At 75.3% G+C, this 18,983-nt stretch carries 20 protein-coding genes and 1 riboswitch; of the genes, 10 read left to right on the top strand and 10 right to left on the bottom strand.

Annotated elements, in window-relative coordinates:
* Positions 1 to 33: 33 nt before the first annotated feature.
* The 4 genes from ACFVQZ_RS32255 to ACFVQZ_RS32240 form a co-directional block, all read right to left on the bottom strand.
* On the bottom strand, positions 34 to 1,542 hold the full coding sequence (locus tag ACFVQZ_RS32255; RefSeq protein ID WP_383628314.1) for a cobyric acid synthase: 1,509 nt from the start codon (positions 1,540 to 1,542) through the stop codon (positions 34 to 36).
* A complete protein-coding gene (locus ACFVQZ_RS32250; protein ID WP_383628312.1) occupies positions 1,539 to 2,513 on the bottom strand; it encodes a cobalamin biosynthesis protein in 975 nt (324 codons plus the stop codon). The genes ACFVQZ_RS32255 and ACFVQZ_RS32250 overlap by 4 nt, the downstream gene beginning before the upstream one ends.
* Before the next feature lie 54 nt (positions 2,514 to 2,567).
* Positions 2,568 to 2,650: riboswitch (cobalamin riboswitch) on the bottom strand.
* 157 nt (positions 2,651 to 2,807) lie between these two features.
* The gene (locus ACFVQZ_RS32245; RefSeq protein ID WP_030492788.1) at positions 2,808 to 3,029 is read right to left on the bottom strand and encodes a hypothetical protein; all 222 of its coding nucleotides are present in this window, start codon (positions 3,027 to 3,029) and stop codon (positions 2,808 to 2,810) included.
* A gap of 40 nt (positions 3,030 to 3,069) precedes the next feature.
* Positions 3,070 to 4,335 carry an anion permease gene (locus ACFVQZ_RS32240; RefSeq protein ID WP_383628310.1) on the bottom strand — a complete coding sequence of 422 codons (1,266 nt, stop codon included), beginning with the start codon at positions 4,333 to 4,335 and terminating at the stop codon, positions 3,070 to 3,072.
* Between the two features lie 396 nt (positions 4,336 to 4,731).
* Between ACFVQZ_RS32240 and ACFVQZ_RS32235 the strand changes: the two genes are divergently transcribed.
* Together ACFVQZ_RS32235 and ACFVQZ_RS32230 are read left to right on the top strand one after the other, a co-directional pair.
* The gene (locus tag ACFVQZ_RS32235; protein ID WP_030492786.1) at positions 4,732 to 5,841 is read left to right on the top strand and encodes an alpha/beta fold hydrolase; all 1,110 of its coding nucleotides are present in this window, start codon (positions 4,732 to 4,734) and stop codon (positions 5,839 to 5,841) included.
* Between the two features lie 146 nt (positions 5,842 to 5,987).
* A complete protein-coding gene (locus ACFVQZ_RS32230; protein ID WP_081958886.1) occupies positions 5,988 to 7,469 on the top strand; it encodes a hypothetical protein in 1,482 nt (493 codons plus the stop codon).
* Between the two features lie 23 nt (positions 7,470 to 7,492).
* Here ACFVQZ_RS32230 and ACFVQZ_RS32225 read toward each other — a convergent pair whose 3' ends face one another.
* Positions 7,493 to 7,891: a VOC family protein gene (locus tag ACFVQZ_RS32225; RefSeq protein ID WP_030492784.1), complete on the bottom strand. Its 399-nt coding sequence runs from the start codon at positions 7,889 to 7,891 to the stop codon at positions 7,493 to 7,495.
* Positions 7,892 to 7,997: 106 nt separating this feature from the next.
* Positions 7,998 to 8,891 carry a neutral zinc metallopeptidase gene (locus tag ACFVQZ_RS32220; RefSeq protein WP_383628307.1) on the bottom strand — a complete coding sequence of 298 codons (894 nt, stop codon included), beginning with the start codon at positions 8,889 to 8,891 and terminating at the stop codon, positions 7,998 to 8,000.
* 276 nt (positions 8,892 to 9,167) lie between these two features.
* On the opposite strand from ACFVQZ_RS32220, the gene abc-f reads away from it, so the two are divergent.
* From abc-f to ACFVQZ_RS32205, 3 genes are all read left to right on the top strand, one after another.
* On the top strand, positions 9,168 to 10,766 hold the full coding sequence (gene abc-f / locus ACFVQZ_RS32215) for a ribosomal protection-like ABC-F family protein (RefSeq protein WP_030492782.1): 1,599 nt from the start codon (positions 9,168 to 9,170) through the stop codon (positions 10,764 to 10,766).
* Between the two features lie 321 nt (positions 10,767 to 11,087).
* Positions 11,088 to 11,309: a helix-turn-helix domain-containing protein gene (locus ACFVQZ_RS32210; RefSeq protein WP_006123601.1), complete on the top strand. Its 222-nt coding sequence runs from the start codon at positions 11,088 to 11,090 to the stop codon at positions 11,307 to 11,309.
* Positions 11,310 to 11,441: 132 nt separating this feature from the next.
* Positions 11,442 to 12,242 carry an enoyl-CoA hydratase/isomerase family protein gene (locus tag ACFVQZ_RS32205; RefSeq protein WP_030492781.1) on the top strand — a complete coding sequence of 267 codons (801 nt, stop codon included), beginning with the start codon at positions 11,442 to 11,444 and terminating at the stop codon, positions 12,240 to 12,242.
* 44 nt (positions 12,243 to 12,286) lie between these two features.
* On the opposite strand, the gene ACFVQZ_RS32200 is transcribed toward ACFVQZ_RS32205, so the two are convergent.
* The gene (locus ACFVQZ_RS32200; protein WP_030492780.1) at positions 12,287 to 12,967 is read right to left on the bottom strand and encodes a hypothetical protein; all 681 of its coding nucleotides are present in this window, start codon (positions 12,965 to 12,967) and stop codon (positions 12,287 to 12,289) included.
* A gap of 94 nt (positions 12,968 to 13,061) precedes the next feature.
* Here ACFVQZ_RS32200 and ACFVQZ_RS32195 point away from each other — a divergent pair, with 94 nt between their 5' ends.
* From ACFVQZ_RS32195 to amaP, 5 genes are read left to right on the top strand one after another with little or no spacing between them, the layout of a single operon-like run.
* Positions 13,062 to 13,517 carry an Asp23/Gls24 family envelope stress response protein gene (locus ACFVQZ_RS32195; RefSeq protein WP_030492779.1) on the top strand — a complete coding sequence of 152 codons (456 nt, stop codon included), beginning with the start codon at positions 13,062 to 13,064 and terminating at the stop codon, positions 13,515 to 13,517.
* Positions 13,518 to 13,564: 47 nt separating this feature from the next.
* Positions 13,565 to 13,756 (top strand): hypothetical protein, encoded by a 192-nt coding sequence (locus tag ACFVQZ_RS32190; RefSeq protein ID WP_030492778.1) that lies wholly within the window; start codon positions 13,565 to 13,567, stop codon positions 13,754 to 13,756.
* Positions 13,757 to 13,762: 6 nt separating this feature from the next.
* Entirely contained in the window at positions 13,763 to 14,122 is a 360-nt protein-coding gene (locus ACFVQZ_RS32185) for an Asp23/Gls24 family envelope stress response protein (protein WP_030492777.1), read from the top strand.
* Entirely contained in the window at positions 14,119 to 14,823 is a 705-nt protein-coding gene (locus ACFVQZ_RS32180) for a DUF6286 domain-containing protein (protein WP_030492776.1), read from the top strand. The genes ACFVQZ_RS32185 and ACFVQZ_RS32180 overlap by 4 nt, the downstream gene beginning before the upstream one ends.
* 7 nt (positions 14,824 to 14,830) lie before the next feature.
* Entirely contained in the window at positions 14,831 to 15,430 is a 600-nt protein-coding gene (gene amaP, locus ACFVQZ_RS32175) for an alkaline shock response membrane anchor protein AmaP (protein WP_030492775.1), read from the top strand.
* Positions 15,431 to 15,455: 25 nt separating this feature from the next.
* On the opposite strand, the gene ACFVQZ_RS32170 is transcribed toward amaP, so the two are convergent.
* Genes ACFVQZ_RS32170 through ACFVQZ_RS32160 form a run of 3 tightly spaced genes read right to left on the bottom strand, consistent with a single transcriptional unit; the run spans position 15,456 to position 18,877 of the window.
* Positions 15,456 to 16,211, bottom strand: a complete 756-nt coding sequence (locus ACFVQZ_RS32170; RefSeq protein WP_030492774.1) for an SDR family oxidoreductase — start codon at positions 16,209 to 16,211, stop codon at positions 15,456 to 15,458.
* A gap of 4 nt (positions 16,212 to 16,215) precedes the next feature.
* Positions 16,216 to 18,000, bottom strand: coding sequence for a glycoside hydrolase family 15 protein (locus tag ACFVQZ_RS32165; protein ID WP_383628302.1), 1,785 nt, complete (start codon positions 17,998 to 18,000; stop codon positions 16,216 to 16,218).
* Between the two features lie 34 nt (positions 18,001 to 18,034).
* Positions 18,035 to 18,877, bottom strand: coding sequence for an SURF1 family protein (locus ACFVQZ_RS32160; protein ID WP_030492772.1), 843 nt, complete (start codon positions 18,875 to 18,877; stop codon positions 18,035 to 18,037).
* Positions 18,878 to 18,983: the final 106 nt, after the last annotated feature.

Below are 18,983 nucleotides of genomic sequence, written 5' to 3'. Positions count from 1 at the left end.
CGGTGCGTACGGATGCCGGGGCCGGGCGGCTGCTCACGGCGCCCCCGGCGGGACGAACGGCAGGCCCTTCGGGGCGCCGTACTCGATGAGCCGCAGCAGCGCGTCCGTGTCGGCGTGCTCCTCGATCAGGTCGCCGAGCCGGTCGAGCTGTTCCTCGCGCAGCGCGCCGAACGACGTGTCCGGTGCCGGGACGAACGCCCGGCCGGCCGCCGCCGCGACCTCGCGCAGGAAGGCGCGGCGGAAGCCGTCGCTCTCCAGCGAGCCGTGCCAGTGGGTGCCCCAGACGGCGCCGACCCGGCAGCCGTCCAGGAACGGCTCCCCGCCGCGCACGTCCGCGACGCCGTGGTGGATCTCGTACCCCTCGACCCGCTCGCCGAGCGCCTCGCCGACCGGCCGGGCCAGCGTCTTCCCGGGCGCGAACCGGACGTGTACGGGCAGCAGCCCCAGCCCGTCGACGGCGCCCGCCTTCGACTCGACCTCGTCGTCGATGTGCTCGCCGAGCGCCTGGAAGCCGCCGCAGATGCCCAGCACCGGCCGCCCCTCGGCGGCCCGCCGCAGCAGCGCGTCCGCCAGGCCCCGCTCGCGCAGCCACGCCAGCGCCTTCACGGTGCCGCGCGTGCCCGGCACCACCACCAGGTCCGCGTCGGCCAGCTCCTCCGGCCGGTCCACGAACCGCACGATCACGCCCGGCTCGGCGGCCAGCGCGTCCACGTCGGTGAAGTTCGACATCAGCGGGACGGCGCACACCGCGACCCGCAGCACGTCCGCGCCGACCGGCGGCGCGACGACCGACTCGCGCACGGCGCCGCGCAGGGACACCCGGAGCCCGTCCTCCTCGTCGATCCCGAGCCCGTGCGCGTACGGCAGCACACCGAAGGTCCGGCGCCCGGTGAGCCCGTGCAGCATGTCGAGGCCCGGCTCCAGCAGCGTCACGTCGCCGCGGAACTTGTTCACCAGGTACCCGGCGACCAGCTCCTGGTCCTCGGGCGCGAGCAGCGCCGTGGTGCCGAAGAACTGGGCGAAGACCCCGCCCCGGTCGATGTCGCCGACCACGAGCACCGGGAGCCGCGCGGCCCGCGCGACGCCCATGTTGACGATGTCGGTGCGCCGCAGGTTGATCTCGGCCGGGCTGCCCGCGCCCTCGCAGATCACCGCGTCGTGGGTGGCCCGCAGCTCCTCCAGACAGGCGAGCACCGGTTCGAAGAGGGTCTGCTGCCGCCCGCCGTGGTAGCCGCGCGCGCTCATCTCGCCGACCGGCCTGCCCATGAGCACGACCTGGCTGGACCGGTCGCCGCCCGGCTTGAGCAGCACCGGGTTCATCAGCGCGGTCGGCTCGACGCGGGCGGCCTGCGCCTGCATGGCCTGGGCGCGCCCGATCTCGGCGCCCTCCCGGGTCACGAAGGAGTTGAGGGACATGTTCTGCCCCTTGAACGGCGCGACCTTGACGCCCTGCCGGACCAGCCAGCGGCAGATGCCCGCCGTGACGACGCTCTTGCCCGCGTCGGAGGTCGTCCCGGCGACGAGCAGCCCCCCACCCTTCACTTCGTCCTCCGCTTCACCGTGTCCGCGATCAGCCGGCCGCCCGCGCAGGCGGCCAGGGTCAGCCAGGTCACCCGGCGGGAGAGCCGGACGGCCCGGTCGATGTCGGCGACCTCCACGGGCCGCCCGCCGCCGTTGAGGACGGGCCGGTGCTCGACCCGTCCGCCGTACGAGAGCGTGCCCCCGAGCCGTACCCCGAGGGCGCCCGCGAACGCCGCCTCGACGGGTCCGGCGTTGGGGCTCGGGTGCTTCCCGGCGTCCTCCCGCCAGGCCCGTGCGGCTGCGCGCCGGTCGCCGCCCGCGAGGACGGCGAGGGCGGCGGTCAGCCGGGCGCCGGGCCAGCCGGCCAGGTCGTCGAGGCGGGCCGACGCCCAGCCGTAGCGGCGGTACCGGGGCGACCGGTGGCCGACCATCGCGTCCAGGGTGTTGACGGCCCGGAAGCCGAGCAGCCCCGGCACGCCGGCGACCGCGCCCCAGACGAGGGCGCCGACGACGGCGTCGGAGGTGTTCTCGGCGACGGACTCGACCACCGCGCGGGCCATCGCGGGACCGTCCAGGGCCTCCGGGTCGCGCCCGACCAGGTGCGGCATCCGCTCCCGGGCGACCTCCAGGTCGCCGGCGGCGAGCGCCCCGCCGATGGCCCGCGCCTCCCGGCCCAGCGTCGTGCCGCCGACGACGGCCCACACGGCGGCGGCGGTCAGCGCGGCGGAGCCGGTACGGCTGCCCCGGACGGCGCGGGCGGCCAGCGCCCCGGCGGCGGCGGCGCCTCCGGCGCAGACGGCGGTGTGCAGGGCGCCGTGGCCGCGGTGGTCGCGGTAGAGGCGTTTCTCGACGGCGGCGGCGGCCCGGCCGAAGGCGGCGACGGGGTGGCCGCGGCGGGGGTCGCCGAGGACCAGGTCGACGGCGAGGCCGGCGGCCGCTCCGTACGCGAAGACTGCGGTGGCTCGGGAAGCCACGGGGGTGCGGCCGGGCATGGCGGCGTGTCCTCACTCAGGGTCCGCGCCCTGGGTCGACGTGACGGGCGGCGAGAGTTCCTGGCTTCCGGCCCGGGCTGTTCACCGGGGCCGGTCACAGTGGCGGGACCGCGCCGGAATCGCACCGGGCTTCCTCTCCATTGCCGCCGTACTGGCTCCGGCAGTCCACCACGCCCCGCGAACGGCCGTCAACTCACCTTGACCTGCGACGGGTCACTGTGCGGAGCGCCACAGACACGAGGGCCGGGCCCGCCCTCGTGCGAGGTGCGGGCCCGGCCCCGGGGGTGTCGCGGGTCAGGCGACGATGAGGTAGATGCCGTACGCGACGGCCGCCGCGCACAGCGCGAAGCAGGCGTACGCGCCGGTGCGGGCCAGGACGGCGGAGCCGCCCGCGGCGGCGGCCTTCTCCTGCTTGCCGAGGCCGACGATCCCGAGGGTGAAGAGGCCCACGAGGGCGACGGTCGCCACGAGGCTGACTCCGAAGACGGAGCCGAGAGCTGCCCAGTCGATCTTCATGGCTGGTTCCGGTTTCCTTAGGGGGTGCGCGGGAGGGGGCTCAGACCGCGGCGGCGGGGGCCGGGGGAGCGGCGGGGTCGTTCGGACCCGGCGCGGGGATGGTGGTCTTGAGGCCCTCGTCCGCGACGGCGGCGACGGAGCCGGCCGGCGGCGGGGTGACGGCGGCGATGGCCGTGGTCACGACGCCCGCGGACTGGCCCGGCGTGTCGTCGTCGTTGACGTTGGTGTGGTCGACGACCTGGCGGCGGGAGTAGAGCCAGATGCCGAGGCAGGAGGCGACCAGGAAGCCGGCGACGAGGAAGACGCCCCAGTCGCCCTGGCGGGCGACGAACTCGGCGCCGGCGGCGACGAGGCCGGCGGCCGGCAGGGTGAGGCCCCAGGCGGCGAACATGCGGGTGGCGGTCGACCAGCGGACGACGCCGCCCTTGCGGCCGAGGCCCGCGCCCATCACGCCGCCGGAGCAGACGTGCGTGGTGGAGAGGGAGTAGCCGAGGTGCGAGGAGGCCAGGATGACCGTCGCGGCGCTGGTCTGGGCGGCGAAGCCCTGCTGCGGCTGGAGGTCGGTGAGGCCCTTGCCCATGGTGCGGATGATGCGCCAGCCGCCGAGGTAGGTGCCGAGCGCGATCGCCAGACCGGCGGAGACGATGACCCACAGGGGCGGGTTGGAGCCGGGGACGAGCGCGCCGCCGGCGACCAGGGCGAGGGTGATGATGCCCATGGTCTTCTGGGCGTCGTTGGTGCCGTGGGCGAGGGAGACGAGACCGGCGGAGGCGATCTGGCCGGCGCGGTAGCCCTTCTCCGTGGTCTTGGCGTCCGCGTTCCGGTCGATCCGGTACGTCAGCCGGGCGGCGAGCATCGAGGCCACGCCGGCGACGATCGGGGCGGCGATCGCCGGGAGGAGGACCTTGGTGACGACGACGTCGCCGTTCACGCCGCTGAAGCCGATCGAGGCGACGGTCGCGCCGATGAGGCCGCCCATGAGGGCGTGCGAGGAGCTGGAGGGCAGTCCGACCAGCCAGGTCAGCAGGTTCCAGAGGATCGCGCCGACGAGCGCGGCGAGGATCACTTCGGGCTGGATGCCCTCCTCGTTCACCAGTCCCTTGGAGATCGTGTTGGCGACCTCGACGGACAGGAACGCGCCGACCAGGTTCAGCACGGCGGACATGGCCACCGCCGTCTTGGGCTTGAGAGCACCGGTCGAGATGGTGGTGGCCATCGCGTTCGCGGTGTCGTGGAAACCGTTCGTGAAATCGAACACGAGAGCTGTCACGACCACAATGGCGAGCAGCAGCGTGATGTGTTCCATTTACCCAGGCAATCGTTTGACGTCAGTGGCTGGACGAACGTAGGCAACCTGAGTGAACGGAAGGTGAACTGGGCAGGGCATCACGGTGTCCCGAACCGGGGTCGTGAGGTTCCGCTTCGCCTCCCGGACGCCGCCGTGTCCACCATCCGGTCACCCCGCGACCCCGGTGAATCCCGGACGCCACGGGACGCATCGGGCCCACGCCGCCTTCGTCGCGATCGGGGCGTTCCACCCTCTGGACGGCGTCACCCGCACGGGGCACGCGCCGAGGAGACCCATGTCACTCCCCCGGGGGGCGCTTCCGAACCCCCCGCGCGCCGTCCCCCGGCACCCGCCCCGCACCCGCCCGGCCCCGCCCCGGTGGCAGCCCGCCGCCCCCGTGCCGAGACTGGGGGCGTGCGCCCGGCTACAGCGACGGCAGCGGCCGTCACCACCCTGATCGGTGTCGGCGCGGCCGCGGTGGCGGCCGGCCGGTACGCCAGCGACGTCGCCCTCAAGGCCGCCTCCGGGCGGCCCCTTCCCGGCGACCCCAAGCTCACCGTGCACGCCACGGGACCCGAGCGGGTCACCCTGACCCGCAGCCTCGCCTCGCTCCGCCCCGGCACGTACGGGATGGCGGGGCCCGGCCTGCACGCGGTCGCCGGACCGGTCCTCGACCGCGTCCCGCACACCGCCGACACCGTCGTCCGCCGCCTGGAACGCGTCGAGACCGGGGCGCTCGCCCCCGGCAGCCGCGTCCGGCTCACCCCGCAGCTGCACACCGGCACCCCGGAGACCGCGCTCGGCCTGCCCCACGAGGACGTCGAGATCCCCGGCGAGCTCGGCCCCCTCCCCGCCTGGCTGGTCACCGGCCCCCGCGCCACCTGGGTCGTCGCCCTGCACGGCATCGGCGCCGGCCGCGAGCACGCGCTGAACCTCGTCCCCTTCTACGCGCGCCGCCGCGTCCCCGTCCTCGTCCCCGCCTACCGCGGCGACGCGGGCGCCCCCCGGCCGGCCGACGGCCTCGCGCAGCTCGGCGACACCGAGTGGCGGGACGTCGACGCGGTCCTGCGGTACGCCGTCCGGCGCGGCGCGGCGAAGATCGTCGTCCACGGCTGGGGCACCGGCGCCACCATGGCGCTGCGCGCCGCCGCCGAGTCGGGGGTACGGGACCGGATCGCCGGCCTCGTCCTCGACTCGCCGGTCCTCGACTGGGAGGCGACCGTCCGCAACCTCGCCGCGGCGCGCGGCGTGCCGGCCCCGCTGGTCCCGCTCGCGGTCCGCGCCGCGCTCGGCCGCACCGGGCCGCACCCCGACCACACGACGGGCCTGCGCGTCCCGGTGCTGCTGGCGCACGGCCCCGACGACACGATCGCCCCCTGGGAGCCGTCGGTCGACCTGGCCGCGCGCCGGCCGGACCTGGTGACCCTCCTCCCGGTGCGGCAGGCGCCCCACGCGGCGATGTGGAACGCCGACCCCCTCCGCTACGAGGAAGCCCTCCGCCGCTACCTCACCCCCCTCCTGTAACCCCCTGCGCGCGGGCAGGCGTTCCGCGCGGGGCGGCGCGGCGGCCCGCGGCGCGGCGGCGGCCCGGGCCGCGGACGACCGGCCCGGTGCGGGGCCCGGGGGATTCCGATTGGGCTTTCGGGGCGTCAGCGGGAAGACTGCACCCCGTGACGTCTCGAAAGCCCGATGAACCATTGGCGCGCAACTCCAGACTCCGACTCGTCCGTCCGCGGTCGCTGGCCACCGCCCGACGGGCCGCGACGACGCGGCGCACCCGGCCTGCCCCGAGGCCGCCGGAGGGCACCCCGCCCCGGGCGGAACTGGCCCGGCAGGCGCGGCTGGTCCTCGCCGACGCCGTACGGATCGCCCGCTGGGCCGCCGCGCCGCGCGGCCCGCAGACGGGTCCCCGTGCCGTCGCCGACGCCGCTTCCGCTTCGGCCGCCGGCCCCCTCGACGGCACCGCCGCCGTCGAACGGGCCGCCGCCGACCTCGGCCTGACGCCGGATCGGGTCCGGGCCGGCTGGGACCGGGCCCGGCTCGCCGGTCTCGTCGAGCTGCACGGCGCCACGGTCCGCCCCGGCTGGCGGCTCCAGGCCTGGGACCGGGACGACTCCGCGGTGCTCCGCGGCTGGGTCGCGCTGCTCGACGCCTGGTCACTGGTGCATCCGGCGCCGGAGGGCGTGGCGCCGGGCGCGGTCGCCGAGGTCGTGGAGGCGGTGCCGCAGGTCCTGTCGCTGCTCCAGCTCTCCCACGGGCCCGTCCTCGTACCGGTCCTGCTCGACCTGCTGGGCCAGCGCGTGGACGAACTCCGCGAGGAGCGCTGCGAGGTCCCGGGCGACGGCGTCCCCGGTGCCGCACCCGCCGCCGTTCCCGCGCAGGAGCGGCCGACCGCCCCCGCCGAGGGGCTGCCCGCCCTCCTCGACTGGGCCCTGGAGGGCCTCGCGGAGGTCGGCGCGCTCACCCTGGACACGCCGGCCGGGCCGGACGGGCCGGAGGGACGTCACGCGACCCTGACGCCGCTCGGCAACTGGGCGGTCTGGGTCAAGCTGGAGCAGATCTGCGTCGCCGCCCAGAGCCCCGCCGGCAACATCGAGCAGTCCGCCGCCGATATGCTCCGCGGCTGCGCCCGGCTCACCCCGGGCCCGGCCCGCGACGAGTACCGCGCCTGGCTCGCGGCCCGCACCCTGTCCAGCGCGGTCGCCGAGCTGCTGGCCGCCGCGCGCGGCGAGGACGCCCTGCTGCGCGGGCTCGCGTTCGAGGCGCTGCGGGTCGTCGGCGCCCCCGCGGAGGCGGAGGTCCGGGCCGCGCTCGCGGAGCCGTCGCTGCGCCCGTACGCGCTGCTGTGGCTCGCCGAGTACGAGGGCACCGACCCCGACGACGCCCCGGAGGTCCTGACCCGCGAGGAGGCGACCTGGCTGTGGGTGGACACCGCGGCGGCCGTCGCGGACCACGGCGAGAGCGAGCTGCTGGTGCGGCACCTGGACTCGGCCGTGCAGGGCACGGTGCCGGCGCTGCTCGACGAGATCAGGGCCGTCGGCCATCCGCGGACCGTGCAGGTGCTGGTGGCGCTGGCCGCCGCCCACCCGGACCCGGCCCTGGCGAAGGCGGTCCGCCGGGCCGCGTTCCAGGTGCACACCGGCGGCGCCTGACGGAGCGGCGAGGGGGCGGCGGGTCAGCCGCTGCCGGGGGCGTACGTGCCGAAGCTCCACACGTTGCCCTCGGCGTCCTTCGCCATGTAGTCCCGGGAGCCGTACTCCTGGTCGGTGGGCGGCATCACGATCTCCACGCCGTGCTCGACGGCCCGGGCGTGGTGCTCGTCCACGTCCCGCACGCGGACGTAGACCCCCACCGGCCCGCCCGCGCCCATCGCCTTGTCGAAGACGCTGTCGGTGCCGGTGCTGCCGAGCATCACCGTGCCGTTGCCGTAGCTGAGCTCGGCGTGCGCGACCAGGCCGTCCTCGCCCTCGTACACGGCCGTCGCGGTGAAGCCGAACGCCTCCGTGAGCAGCCGGATCGCCGCCTTCGCGTCCCGGTACTTCAGGGCCGGACAGATGTCGGGTGCCTCGGACATCCCGCTCACTCCCTCTCGGTCGGTCGGGCTCCAGGTCGCATGTGACCTGGAACACAGTCTGTCAGGCGGCGTCCGCCCGCGCGGGCACCGGCGGCCCGCCGGCCGGTCAGCGGAAGGTGTTGCACCGTGCCATGTCGCCGGTCCGGTAGCCGGTGGCGAACCATTCCTGGCGCTGCGCCGCCGAGCCGTGCGTCCAGCTCTCCGGGGTGACCCGCCCCTGGAAGCGCTCCTGGATCCGGTCGTCGCCCACGGCCGCCGCCGCGTCCAGGCCGTCCCGGATGTCCGTCTCGTCGAGGCGCGTGATCAGTGGCCGGCCGGTGGACTCGTCGGGGGTGCTCGTCGCGTGCCGGGCCCAGACGCCCGCGTAGCAGTCCGCCTGGAGCTCGACCCGGACCGCGTTGGAGTCCGCGCCGGTCCGCCCGTCCTGGGCCCGGCCGAGCGTCCCCATCAGGTTCTGCACGTGGTGCCCGTACTCGTGGGCCACCACGTACGCCTGGGCGAAGGGGCCGCCGCTGGAGCCGAACCGGGTCCGCAGCTCCTCGAAGAAGCCGAGGTCCAGGTAGACCTTCCGGTCGCCGGGGCAGTAGAAGGGTCCGACGGCGGAGGTCGCCGCGCCGCAGGCCGTGCCGACCCGCTGGCTGAACAGCACGGTGGAGGCGTCGGTGTAGGCGCCGCCGCGGCGGGCGTACTCCCCGCGCCAGTAGTCCTGGAGGCTGTTGACGACGGCGACGGTCCGGCAGTCCTCGCGGGTGTTGGCGTCCGCGCCGGTCCGGCAGGACCGGTTCACCTCGGCCGCGGAGGAGGCGGAGGCGGCGGGCTCGTCCTCGCCGCCGCCGGAGAGGCCCAGCTGGTCGGGGCCGACCCCGAAGAGGACGCCGAGGACCAGGGCGATGAGGCCGACGAGGCCGCCGCCGACGGTCGCCTTCCCGCCGGGGATGCGGCTGCCGCGGACGTCCTTCACCTCGGAGGTGTCCAGACGGGCGTCGTCGTCGAACTGCACGGTCCACCTCCGCGTCACCGCGGCGGCGCGACCGCCGCCCTCCGCCGAGTATCGGCCGCTCTCGCGCGCACCGCCCCTTTTGTTCCCCCTGGTGAGCGATGAGGGGAAGGTCCCGAACACGGTCCCGTCGCCCGCGTGGCCGAAAACCAGTTGCATGCGCCCGATAGAATGGCCGCATGGGCATTCTTCACTGGCTGATCCTCCCCTGGGTGCACTAGCGGGGCCGCAGCCCGTCACCCGCCGTCGTCCACCGCATTCCCCCACTGGAGTCTGTCCGTGATCACCGCTTCCGGCATCGAGCTGCGCGCCGGCGCCCGCATCCTCATCGAGAACGCCTCGTTCCGCGTCGCCAAGGGCGACCGCATCGGCCTCGTCGGCCGCAACGGCGCCGGCAAGACCACCCTCACCAAGTGCCTGGCCGGCGAGGGCCAGCCCGCCGCCGGCACCATCACCCGCTCCGGCGAGGTCGGCTACCTCCCGCAGGACCCGCGCACCGGCGACCTCGACGTCCTCGCCCGCGACCGCGTCCTGTCCGCCCGCGGCCTCGACGTCCTGATCCGCAAGATGCGGCAGAACGAGGAGCGGATCGCGAACGGCTCCGGCGCCACCCGCGAGAAGGCCCTCAAGCAGTACGAGCGCCAGGAGACCGAGTTCCTCACCAAGGGCGGGTACGCCGCCGAGGCCGAGGCGGCCACCATCGCCGCCGCCCTCGGCCTGCCCGACCGCGTCCTCGGCCAGCCGCTGCACACCCTCTCCGGCGGTCAGCGCCGCCGGATCGAGCTGGCCCGGATCCTCTTCTCGGACGCCGACACCCTGCTCCTCGACGAGCCCACGAACCACCTCGACGCCGACTCGATCACCTGGCTCCGCGACTACCTCAAGACCTACCGCGGCGGCTTCATCGTGATCTCCCACGACGTCGACCTGGTCGAGACCGTCGTCAACAAGGTCTTCTACCTGGACGCCAACCGCTCCGTCATCGACGTCTACAACATGGGCTGGAAGCTGTACCAGCAGCAGCGCGAGGCCGACGAGAAGCGCCGCAAGCGCGAGCGCCAGAACGCCGAGAAGAAGGCCGCCGCGCTCAACTCGCAGGCCGACAAGATGCGCGCCAAGGCCACCAAGACGGTCGCCGCGCAGAACATGGCCAAGCGCGCCGAGCGCCTGCTCTCCGGCCTGGAGGCGGTCCGCGTCTCGGACAAGGTCGCCAAGCTGCGCTTCCCGGAGCCCGCGCCCTGCGGCAAGACCCCGCTCACCGCGGAGGGCCTGTCGAAGTCGTACGGCTCCCTGGAGATCTTCACCGACGTCGACCTGGCCATCGACAAGGGCTCCCGCGTCGTCATCCTCGGCCTCAACGGCGCCGGCAAGACCACCCTGCTGCGCCTCCTCGGCGGGGTCGAGCAGCCCGACACCGGCCAGGTCACCCCCGGCCACGGCCTCAAGCTCGGCTACTACGCGCAGGAGCACGAGACCCTGGACCCCGACCGCACGGTCCTGGAGAACATGCGCTCCGCCGCGCCCGACCTCGACCTGGTCGAGGTCCGCAAGGTGCTCGGCTCCTTCCTCTTCTCCGGCGACGACGTCGACAAGCCGGCCGGGGTGCTCTCCGGCGGCGAGAAGACCCGGCTCGCGCTGGCGACCCTGGTCGTCTCCTCGGCCAACGTGCTGCTGCTCGACGAGCCGACCAACAACCTCGACCCCGCGAGCCGCGAGGAGATCCTCGGCGCGCTGCGCACCTACAAGGGCGCGGTCGTCCTGGTCACCCACGACGAGGGCGCCGTCGAGGCGCTCGACCCCGAGCGGATCATCCTGCTCCCGGACGGCGTCGAGGACCTGTGGGGCCCGGACTACGCGGACCTGGTCGCCCTGGCCTGAGCCCGCACTGGATCATTCGGCTCATCGCCGGATCCGTCATCTGAGTGAGAAGGTCTCGTACCCACGGCGCGGGCCTCTGCCGAATCCTTCCGGCAGGGCTCGTGCCGTACGCATGTTCGGACGATGGTGCTGACCTGCCGGTCCCTTGATCCATTCATCCGACCGTCGGGTTCCAGCCGCGCGGAATGACAGCTTCCGATCGTGAGGACGCCGTACTCGTCCGCAAACCCGGCAGGACGGACCTTGTCGAATGGGTGGCCAGGAGGACGGGGAGGGGTGATCATGAGAAGTCCAGAGCGCACTTCCCATGAGGAGGCACGGGTGGCCGAGACTCTGAAGAAGGGCAGCCGGGTGACCGGCGCCGCGCGCGACAAGCTCGCGGCAGACCTGAAGAAGAAGTACGACTCCGGTGCGAGCATCCGGGCGCTGGCCGAGGAAACGGGCCGCTCCTACGGATTCGTCCACCGGATGCTCAGCGAATCCGGAGTGACGCTGCGTGGTCGCGGCGGAGCGACCCGGGGCAAGAAGGCAGCCTCGGCCTGACGCCGGGGGCGGCTCGACCGGTCCACCGGGACCCTCCCGGTGGGCACCCGGTCGGTCCTGCGACCGACCCGGTGGTTACTGTGCAGTCACTTAGCATCGGATGCAGTGCTGCACCGGAACCGGAGGCGCCCCATGACCACGCCCGACGACTCCCAGCTCGTCTTCGACAAGGACGGTGTACGGCTCACCGTCGAGGACGCCGTTGCCACGGTGACCCTGACCAACCCGGCGAAGCGCAACGCCCAGTCTCCCGCTCTGTGGCGGGCGTTGACGGAAGCCGGCCGGTCTCTTCCGGGCAGCGTGCGGATCGTCGTCCTGCGGGGTGAGGGCAAGTCCTTCTCCGCCGGACTCGACCGGCAGGCGTTCACGCCCGAGGGCTTCGACGGGGAGCCGTCCTTCCTCGACATGGCGCGCGGGTCCGACGCGGACCTCGACGCGGTCATCGCCGAGTACCAGGAGGCGTTCACCTGGTGGCGCCGCAGCGACCTCGTGTCCATCGCGGCCGTCCAGGGCCACGCCATCGGTGCGGGCTTCCAGCTCGCCCTCGCCTGCGACCTGCGGGTCGTCGCCGAGGACGTGCAGTTCGCGATGCGCGAGACCAGCCTGGGCCTCGTCCCCGACCTCACCGGGACGCACCCGCTCGTGTCGCTCGTCGGCTACGCCCGCGCGCTGGAGATCTGCGCCACCGGCCGCTTCGTCCACGCCGACGAGGCCGAGCGCATCGGCCTGGCCAACATCGCCGTGCCCGCCGCCGAACTCGACGCGACGGTACGGGACCTGAGCGCCGCCCTGCTCGCCGCGCCGCGCGACGCGGTCGTCGAGACCAAGGCGCTGCTCCAGGGTGCCGCCGGCCGCTCGTACGAGGAGCAGCGCGTCGCCGAGCGCGCCGCCCAGGCCCGCCGCCTGCGCGACCTGGCCGGCCTCGGCGACTGACGCCCGCCCGGGCCGGCCCGCGCGCCGGCCCGGACCCCGGCGCGTCAGCGCAGCTCCGTCACCACCACCGTGACCGCGGCACCCTCCGGGGCCGCCGTGGCCGCCGCCGCGCGCGCCGCCCGGGCCACCTCCGCCGGCGGGCGCCCCACCGCCACCGCGCACTCCACCCGGACCGCGTCCGCCGTCCGGTGCACCGGCGCGCCCAGTGCGTCCGCCAGCGCCACCACGCCCGGCACCGCCAGCACCGCCCGGCCCGCCGGGTCCTCGGACGCGGGCGGAGTCCGGTCCGGCGGCGGGGGAGCCGGTTCTCCGGGCGCGGGCGCCTCCTCCAGCAGCTCCGCCACCCGCAGGTCGACCTCCGTCACCGCCAGGTCGAGCCCCCGCGCCGCCGCGAGCAGCGCCTCCCGCACCTCCCCCGCCGTCTCCGGCAGCGGCCGCCCGGACGCCACCACCGCCAGCTCCGCCGTGATCCGCAGCGGTCCCGCCGGCACCCCGCCCGGCGGCACCGGGAACGGCCCCGGCACCGCCTCAGGAGCCTCCTCCGCCGCGCCGATCCGCAGCGGACCCGGCACCGCGCCCCGTACCGCGAGCACCGCCCGCTCCAGCACCTGCCGGGCCGCGCGCTCCGCGAGCCACACGCCGTCCGCCGCCGTGCCGAGCGGCAGCAGCCTGCCCGGCGCCAAGCGGTCGCGCACCACCTCGGCCCATCCGTCACCCATCGTCATTGCCCCAGCCTGCCGTATCCCCGGAGCGGTGTCGGGGAACCGCCCTTAGTGTGGGCCAAGAAGCCCGAAATAACCCGAAAGGGGCTGAATCTAGATGACGGACAGCGAACGCAGCGCCGAGAGCACCCAGATCACCCGCAAGGGCGGCGGTGCCGCCGCCACCCGGGGCCGCACCACCATCGCCGACGGCGTGGTCGAGAAGATCGCCGGAATGGCCGCCCGGGACGTCGTCGGCGTCCACGCCATGGGCAGCGGCCTCTCCCGCACCTTCGGCGCCGTGCGCGACCGGGTCCCCGGCGGGGGCGGCGGCAAGTCGAGCGTCACCCGCGGCGTGAAGGTCGAGGTCGGCGAGGTGCAGACCGCCCTCGACCTGGAGATCGTCGTCGACTACGGCGTCTCCATCAACGACGTCGCCGGAGCCGTCCGCGAGAACGTGATCGCGGCCGTGGAACGGATGACCGGCCTGGAGGTCGTCGAGGTCAACATCGCGGTCAGCGACGTGAAGCTGCCCGACGACGAGGAAGAGGAGCCCGAGTCGCGGCTCCAGTAGCCGTCCACGGGCAAGGCACCCGCACACCTCGGAAAGGGGTTCAGCACATGAGCATGGCGGTGGTCGGCCTGCTGGCCGGCATGGGTCTCGGCTTCGCCGGATACTTCGGCGGCTTCGGGGCGTTCCTGCTGGTCGCGGCCTTGGGGGCGATCGGCTTCGTGGTCGGCCGCTTCCTCGACGGCGACCTCGAACCCGGCGACCTGCTCCGGGGCCGCGACCGTGGCGACCGGCGGCGGTGACGCCGGGTGCCCACGGATCCGACGGCACGGCCTCCGGTACGTGAACGGGGCGCGACCACGATCGCCGACCGGGTGGTCGCGAAGATCTCCGCGCAGGCCGCCCGGGAAGCCCTGGGCGGCGTGCCGGAGGGCGGCCACGGGCCGCACGCCTCGGTCGTCGTCCACCGGGACGCCGCCCGCATCTCGGTCAGCCTCGAACTCGGCTACCCGACCGACATCGGCCGTCGCTGCGGAGCCGTACGCGGCCGGGTCCGCAGCCGGGTCGAGGAGCTGGTCGGGATGGAGGTCCACGAGGTCTCCGTGCACGTCGAGCGGCTCCACTCCCCGCACACCACTCCCGCCGCCAGGAAGGGCCGGCTCGCATGACGACACCCGAACGGCCCCTCGACCCCCGGCGGACCGGCCCCGGCACCGACCCGGGCCCCGGCCCCGGCGACGGCACCGACGGCGGGGACGCGGGCGGCCCGGGCGGCGCGAGCGTCGCCGGCGGCGTCCCCGTCCTCGCCGACGACCCCGGCACCGCGCGGGTCCGGCGCTTCTGGTCCGTCCGGCGCGTCCCCGCCGCGCTGCTCGCCGCCGCCGTCCTCGCCGGCACCGGTCTGCTGCTGTACGACGTCGCCGCCGTCCGCGCCGACCGCACCGCCATGAGCTGGCGGCGCGAACTCGCCGACGCGCTCGCGACCCGGCCCCTCGACAGCGCCGCCACCCTCGCGGTGGCCGCCGCCGTCGTCCTCCTGGGCCTCTGGCTGCTGGTGCTGGCGGTCACCCCCGGCCTGCGGGGCGTGCTGCCGATGCGCCGCACCCACCCCGACGTGCGGGCCGGCCTCGACCGGGACGCCGCCGCGCTCGCCCTGCGCGACCGCGCCATGGAGGTCTCCGGCGTGCAGTCCGTGAAGGTCCGGGTCGGCCGCGCCAAGGTCGCCGTCCGGGCCGTCTCCCACTTCCGCCCGCTCGACGACGTCCGCACCGACGTCCGGAACGTCCTCACCGCCGGCATCGCGGAGCTCGGGCTGGCCCGCCCGCCCGCGCTGACCGTCCGGGTCGACCGCCCGTCCCCGAAGGGGTGACCCGCCCGTGAACGCACCCGTCACCGCCGTCCTGCGGCGGGTCAACCGCGTCCTGCTCGGCCTCGCCGGGCTGCTCCTCGTCGCCGCCGGCGGCGCCGTCCTCGCCGCCGGCCTCGACCTGCCCGTCCCGTCCTGGTGGCCCTGGTCGGGCCCCGACGACGTGCTCCTGACCGCCGCCGACCGGACGCGGTGGCGCGACGAGGGCTGGTGGTGGCCGACCGTCATCGCCGTCCTCGGCGTCCTCGTCCTGCTCGCCCTGTGGTGGCTGCTCGCCCAGTTCCGCCGCGCGCGGCTCGCCGAGGTCCTGGTCGACACCGGCGACGGCGAGGCCGCCGCGGTGCGCGGCCGGGCCCTGGCGGGCGCCCTGGAGGCGGACGCCGCCGCCCAGGACGGCGTGGCCCAGGCCAAGGTGGCCCTCACCGGCCGCCGCAGCGCCCCCCGCACCCGGATCGCGCTCCAGCTGGAGCCGTACGCCTCCCCGGGCGAGGCGCTGGCCGGCCTCAGCGGCGAGGCGCTGGCCCGCGCCCGTTCCTCGGCGGGCCTGGACGCCCTGCCCACCGAGGCCCGGCTCCGCGCGGTCAAGCACCGGGCCCGCCGGGTCACCTGACGCCCGGCCCCCCGCCGGACCGCCGTCAGAAGCCGCGGCGGGCGCCGCCGTCCACCGGCAGCATCAGCCCCGTCAGGTAGGACGCGGCGGGGGAGAGGACGAAGGCGGCCGTGCGGCCGAACTCCTCCGGGGTGCCGTAGCGGCGCAGCGGGATCGCCAGCTCGTTGGCCGAGCGGGCGGCCTCCGCGTCGCCCGACAGCGCGTCGAGCTGCCGCACCCGGTCGGTGTCGATCCGGCTCGGCAGCAGACCGACCACCCGGATCCCGCGCGGCCCCAGGTCGTTGGCGAGGGACTTCGCGAAGCCGGCGAGGCCGGGGCGGAGCCCGTTCGAGATGGTCAGGCCCGCGATCGGCTCGTGCACCGACTGCGACAGGACGAAGCCGATCACCCCGCCCTCGCCCAGCGTCTCGGCCGCCGCCCGGGCGAGCCGCACCGCGCCGAGGAAGACGGTGCCGAAGGCCGCCGCCCACTCCTCGTCGGTGTTGTCCGCGGCGAAGCCCGGCGCCGGGCCGCCGACGCTGATGAGGATGCCGTCGAAGCCGCCGAACCGGGCGCGGGCCTCCGCGATCAGCCGGGCCGGGGTCGCCGGGTCGTCGTTGTCGGCGGCGACGCCCGCCGCGCCCTCGCCCAGCTCGGCGACGGCCTCGGCGACGGTCGCCTCCCGGCGGCCGGTGATCAGCACCCGGGCGCCCTCGGCGAGCAGCGCCTCCGCGGAGGCCCGGCCCAGTCCCCGGGTCGCGCCGGTGACGACGTACACGCGGTCCTTCAGTCCAAGATCCATGGGCCTATCCTGCCGTCTCGTCCCAGGGCAGCGCGAGCGCCGTCCCCACCAGGCCGACGTGGCTGAACGCCTGCGGGAAGTTGCCGAGCTGCCGGCCGCTCACCGGGTCGTACTCCTCCGCCAGCAGCCCCACGTCGTTGGTGAGCCGCACCAGCCGCTCGAACAGCTCCCGGGCCTCCTCCCGGCGCCCGGTCATGCGCAGCGCGTCGGCGAGCCAGAAGGAGCAGACGAGGAAGGTGCCCTCGCGCCCCGGCAGTCCGTCGATCGTGCGGGAGTCGGGGGTGTAGCGCCGCAGGAAGCCCTCGTGGGTGAGCTCGGCCCGGACCGCGTCCACCGTGCCGACCACCCGGGGGTCGTCCGGCGGCAGGAACCCGACCCGGGGGATCAGCAGGGTGGCGGCGTCGAGCCCCGCCGAGCCGTACGACTGGGTGAAGGTGTTCCGGACCGGGTCGTACGCCTTCGCGCAGACGTCCGCGTGGATCGCGTCCCGCAGCGCCCGCCAGCGGTCCGGCTCCCCGGGCAGCGACCGGTCGGCCTCCAGGGTCCGCACCGCCCGGTCGGCCGCGACCCAGGCCATCACCTTGGAGTGGGTGAAGTGGCGGCGCGGGCCGCGCACCTCCCACAGTCCCTCGTCGGGTTCGCGCCAGTGCGACTCCAGGAAGCCGAGCAGGCTCAGCTGGAGGTTCCAGGCGTGCCGCTCGGGCGGGATGCCGGCCTCCCGAGCCAGGTGCAGGGAGTCCATGACCTCGCCGTACACGTCGAGCTGGAACTGCTCGACGGCCGCGTTCCCGATCCGCACCGGGGCCGAGCCGGCGTAGCCGCGCAGCCAGGGCAGCGTGAGTTCGGGGAGCCGCCGCTCGCCGGCCGGGCCGTACATGATCTGGAGGTCGGCGGGGTCGCCGGCGACCGAGCGGAGCAGCCAGTCGCGCCAGGCGGCGGCCTCGTCGGCGTATCCGGCCGCGAGCAGCGCGCCGAGGGTGAGGGAGGAGTCGCGCAGCCAGCAGGACCGGTAGTCCCAGTTCCGCACGCCGCCGATCTCCTCCGGCAGCGAGGTGGTGGGGGCGGCGACGATCCCGCCGGTGGGGGCGTAGGTGAGCGCCTTGAGGGTGATGAGGGAGCGGACCACTGCGGAGCGGTACGGGCCCCGGTAGGCGCAGCGGGCGGTCCAGGCGCGCCAGTCGGCGAGCGCGTGCTCCAGGGCCTCGAAGGGGTCGACGAGCGCGGGCCGGTGTTCGTGCGAGGGGTGCCAGGTGAGCACGAAGGCGACCTTCTCGCCGGCGGCGACGGTGAAGGAGGAGCAGGTGGCGTACTGCTGGCCCCAGGTCTTCACGGCGGGTTCGCTGCGCAGCCAGACGGCGTCGGGTCCGGCGACGGCGACGCGGTGGCCTTCCGAGCGCCGCACCCACGGCACGACGGAGCCGTAGTCGAAGCGGAGGCGGAGCACGGCGCTCATGTCGACGCGGCCGCTGAGGCCCTCGACGATCCGGACGACGTCCGGGGCGCGGTCCCGCTGGGGCATGAAGTCGACGACCTTGACGCTGCCGGTGCGGGTCTCCCAGAAGGTCTCCAGGACCAGGGTGTCCTCGGCGTACCGGCGGGAGGTGCAGGTGCCGGCGCCCCGGGGGGCGATCCGCCAGTGGCCGTTGTCCTCGTCGCCGAGGAGGGCGGCGAAGCAGGCGGCGGAGTCGAAGCGGGGGAGGCAGAGCCAGTCGATCGAGCCGTCGCGGCCGACGAGCGCGGCGGTCTGGAGATCGCCGATCAGGGCGTAGTCGTCGATGCGTCGGGTCACGCTCTGGGCTGTTCCCGCGCGCGGCGGCGGTCAATCAGCGGGGCGTCGCGGCCCGGGCCGCTCCGTCGTCCTCGCGCGGGGCTCCGGGACCGTCCGGGCCGTCTCCGGGGGTGGTGTCGCCGGCCGCCGCTGCCGCCTCCCGGTCGCGCTTCTCGCGGCGGACGAGGACGAACCAGCCGACCGGCACGCCGGCGGCGAAGAGCCACCACTGGACGGCGTACGCCATGTGGGCGCCGATCGAGTCGTGGTCCGGCGCGGGGATCTGCTCGGGGGAGCCGCCGGTCGCCTCGGGCTCGGTCTGCTCGATGTACCCGCCCAGCACCTCGCGGCCGATGAGCTCGGCCTGCTGGCCGCTGCTGATGAGCATCACCTGACGGTCCGGCAGGCCCTTGAGGTCCTTGATGCCGCTGGCGCCGGTGGTCTCGTCCGCCTTGAGGCGGCCGGTGACGGTGACCTCGCCCTTCGGGGCGGGCGGGACGTCGGGGTAGTCGCGCTGGTTCGCGGCGGCGGGCACCCAGCCCCGGTTGACGAGGACGACGGTGCCGTCCCGGAGGACCAGCGGGGTGAGGACGTGCGCGCCGATCCGGTCGTCGGAGGAGGTGCGGCGGCGGACGACCACCTCGTGGGCGGTGTCGAAGGTGCCGGTGGCGGTGACCTGGCGCCAGTAGTCGGCGCGGGGGACGACGTGGCCGGGGGAGGTGAGCTCCTCGACCGGGACCGGCCGGGCCTTCAGGTTGTCCTCGATCAGGGTGTTCTGGGCGACCCGGCGTTCGTGCCGGTGGAACTGCCAGAAGCCCAGCTCGACCATCACGGGGATGAGCACGAGGGCGACGAGGGTGAGGATCACCCACTGCCGGGACAACAGGAAGCGGTACACCCCACGACCGTACAGTCCGGCCCGGGAGCGCCCGCACAGGGGGTCGGGTGACGGGCGCCACGGGGGCGGGGCGCCCTCGCCGGCGGGTGCCGCCCGCCGGGGCGGT

Source organism: Streptomyces sp. NPDC057854, from assembly GCF_042797055.1.
Taxonomy (GTDB): Bacteria; Actinomycetota; Actinomycetes; order Streptomycetales; family Streptomycetaceae; genus Streptomyces.
The sequence above is the reverse complement of the archived record's forward strand: the minus strand, read 5'-3'. Positions and strand labels throughout refer to the sequence as shown.

Coding starts and splice junctions, on each gene's coding strand:
- ACFVQZ_RS32250 (WP_383628312.1), bottom strand. CDS start 2,513: ATGCCCGGCCGCACCCCCGTGGCTTCCCGAGCCACCGCAGTCTTCGCG.
- ACFVQZ_RS32245 (WP_030492788.1), bottom strand. CDS start 3,029: ATGAAGATCGACTGGGCAGCTCTCGGCTCCGTCTTCGGAGTCAGCCTC.
- ACFVQZ_RS32240 (WP_383628310.1), bottom strand. CDS start 4,335: ATGGAACACATCACGCTGCTGCTCGCCATTGTGGTCGTGACAGCTCTC.
- ACFVQZ_RS32225 (WP_030492784.1), bottom strand. CDS start 7,891: ATGTCCGAGGCACCCGACATCTGTCCGGCCCTGAAGTACCGGGACGCG.
- ACFVQZ_RS32205 (WP_030492781.1), top strand. CDS start 11,442: ATGACCACGCCCGACGACTCCCAGCTCGTCTTCGACAAGGACGGTGTA.
- ACFVQZ_RS32200 (WP_030492780.1), bottom strand. CDS start 12,967: ATGACGATGGGTGACGGATGGGCCGAGGTGGTGCGCGACCGCTTGGCG.
- ACFVQZ_RS32195 (WP_030492779.1), top strand. CDS start 13,062: ATGACGGACAGCGAACGCAGCGCCGAGAGCACCCAGATCACCCGCAAG.
- ACFVQZ_RS32190 (WP_030492778.1), top strand. CDS start 13,565: ATGAGCATGGCGGTGGTCGGCCTGCTGGCCGGCATGGGTCTCGGCTTC.
- ACFVQZ_RS32180 (WP_030492776.1), top strand. CDS start 14,119: ATGACGACACCCGAACGGCCCCTCGACCCCCGGCGGACCGGCCCCGGC.
- ACFVQZ_RS32170 (WP_030492774.1), bottom strand. CDS start 16,211: ATGGATCTTGGACTGAAGGACCGCGTGTACGTCGTCACCGGCGCGACC.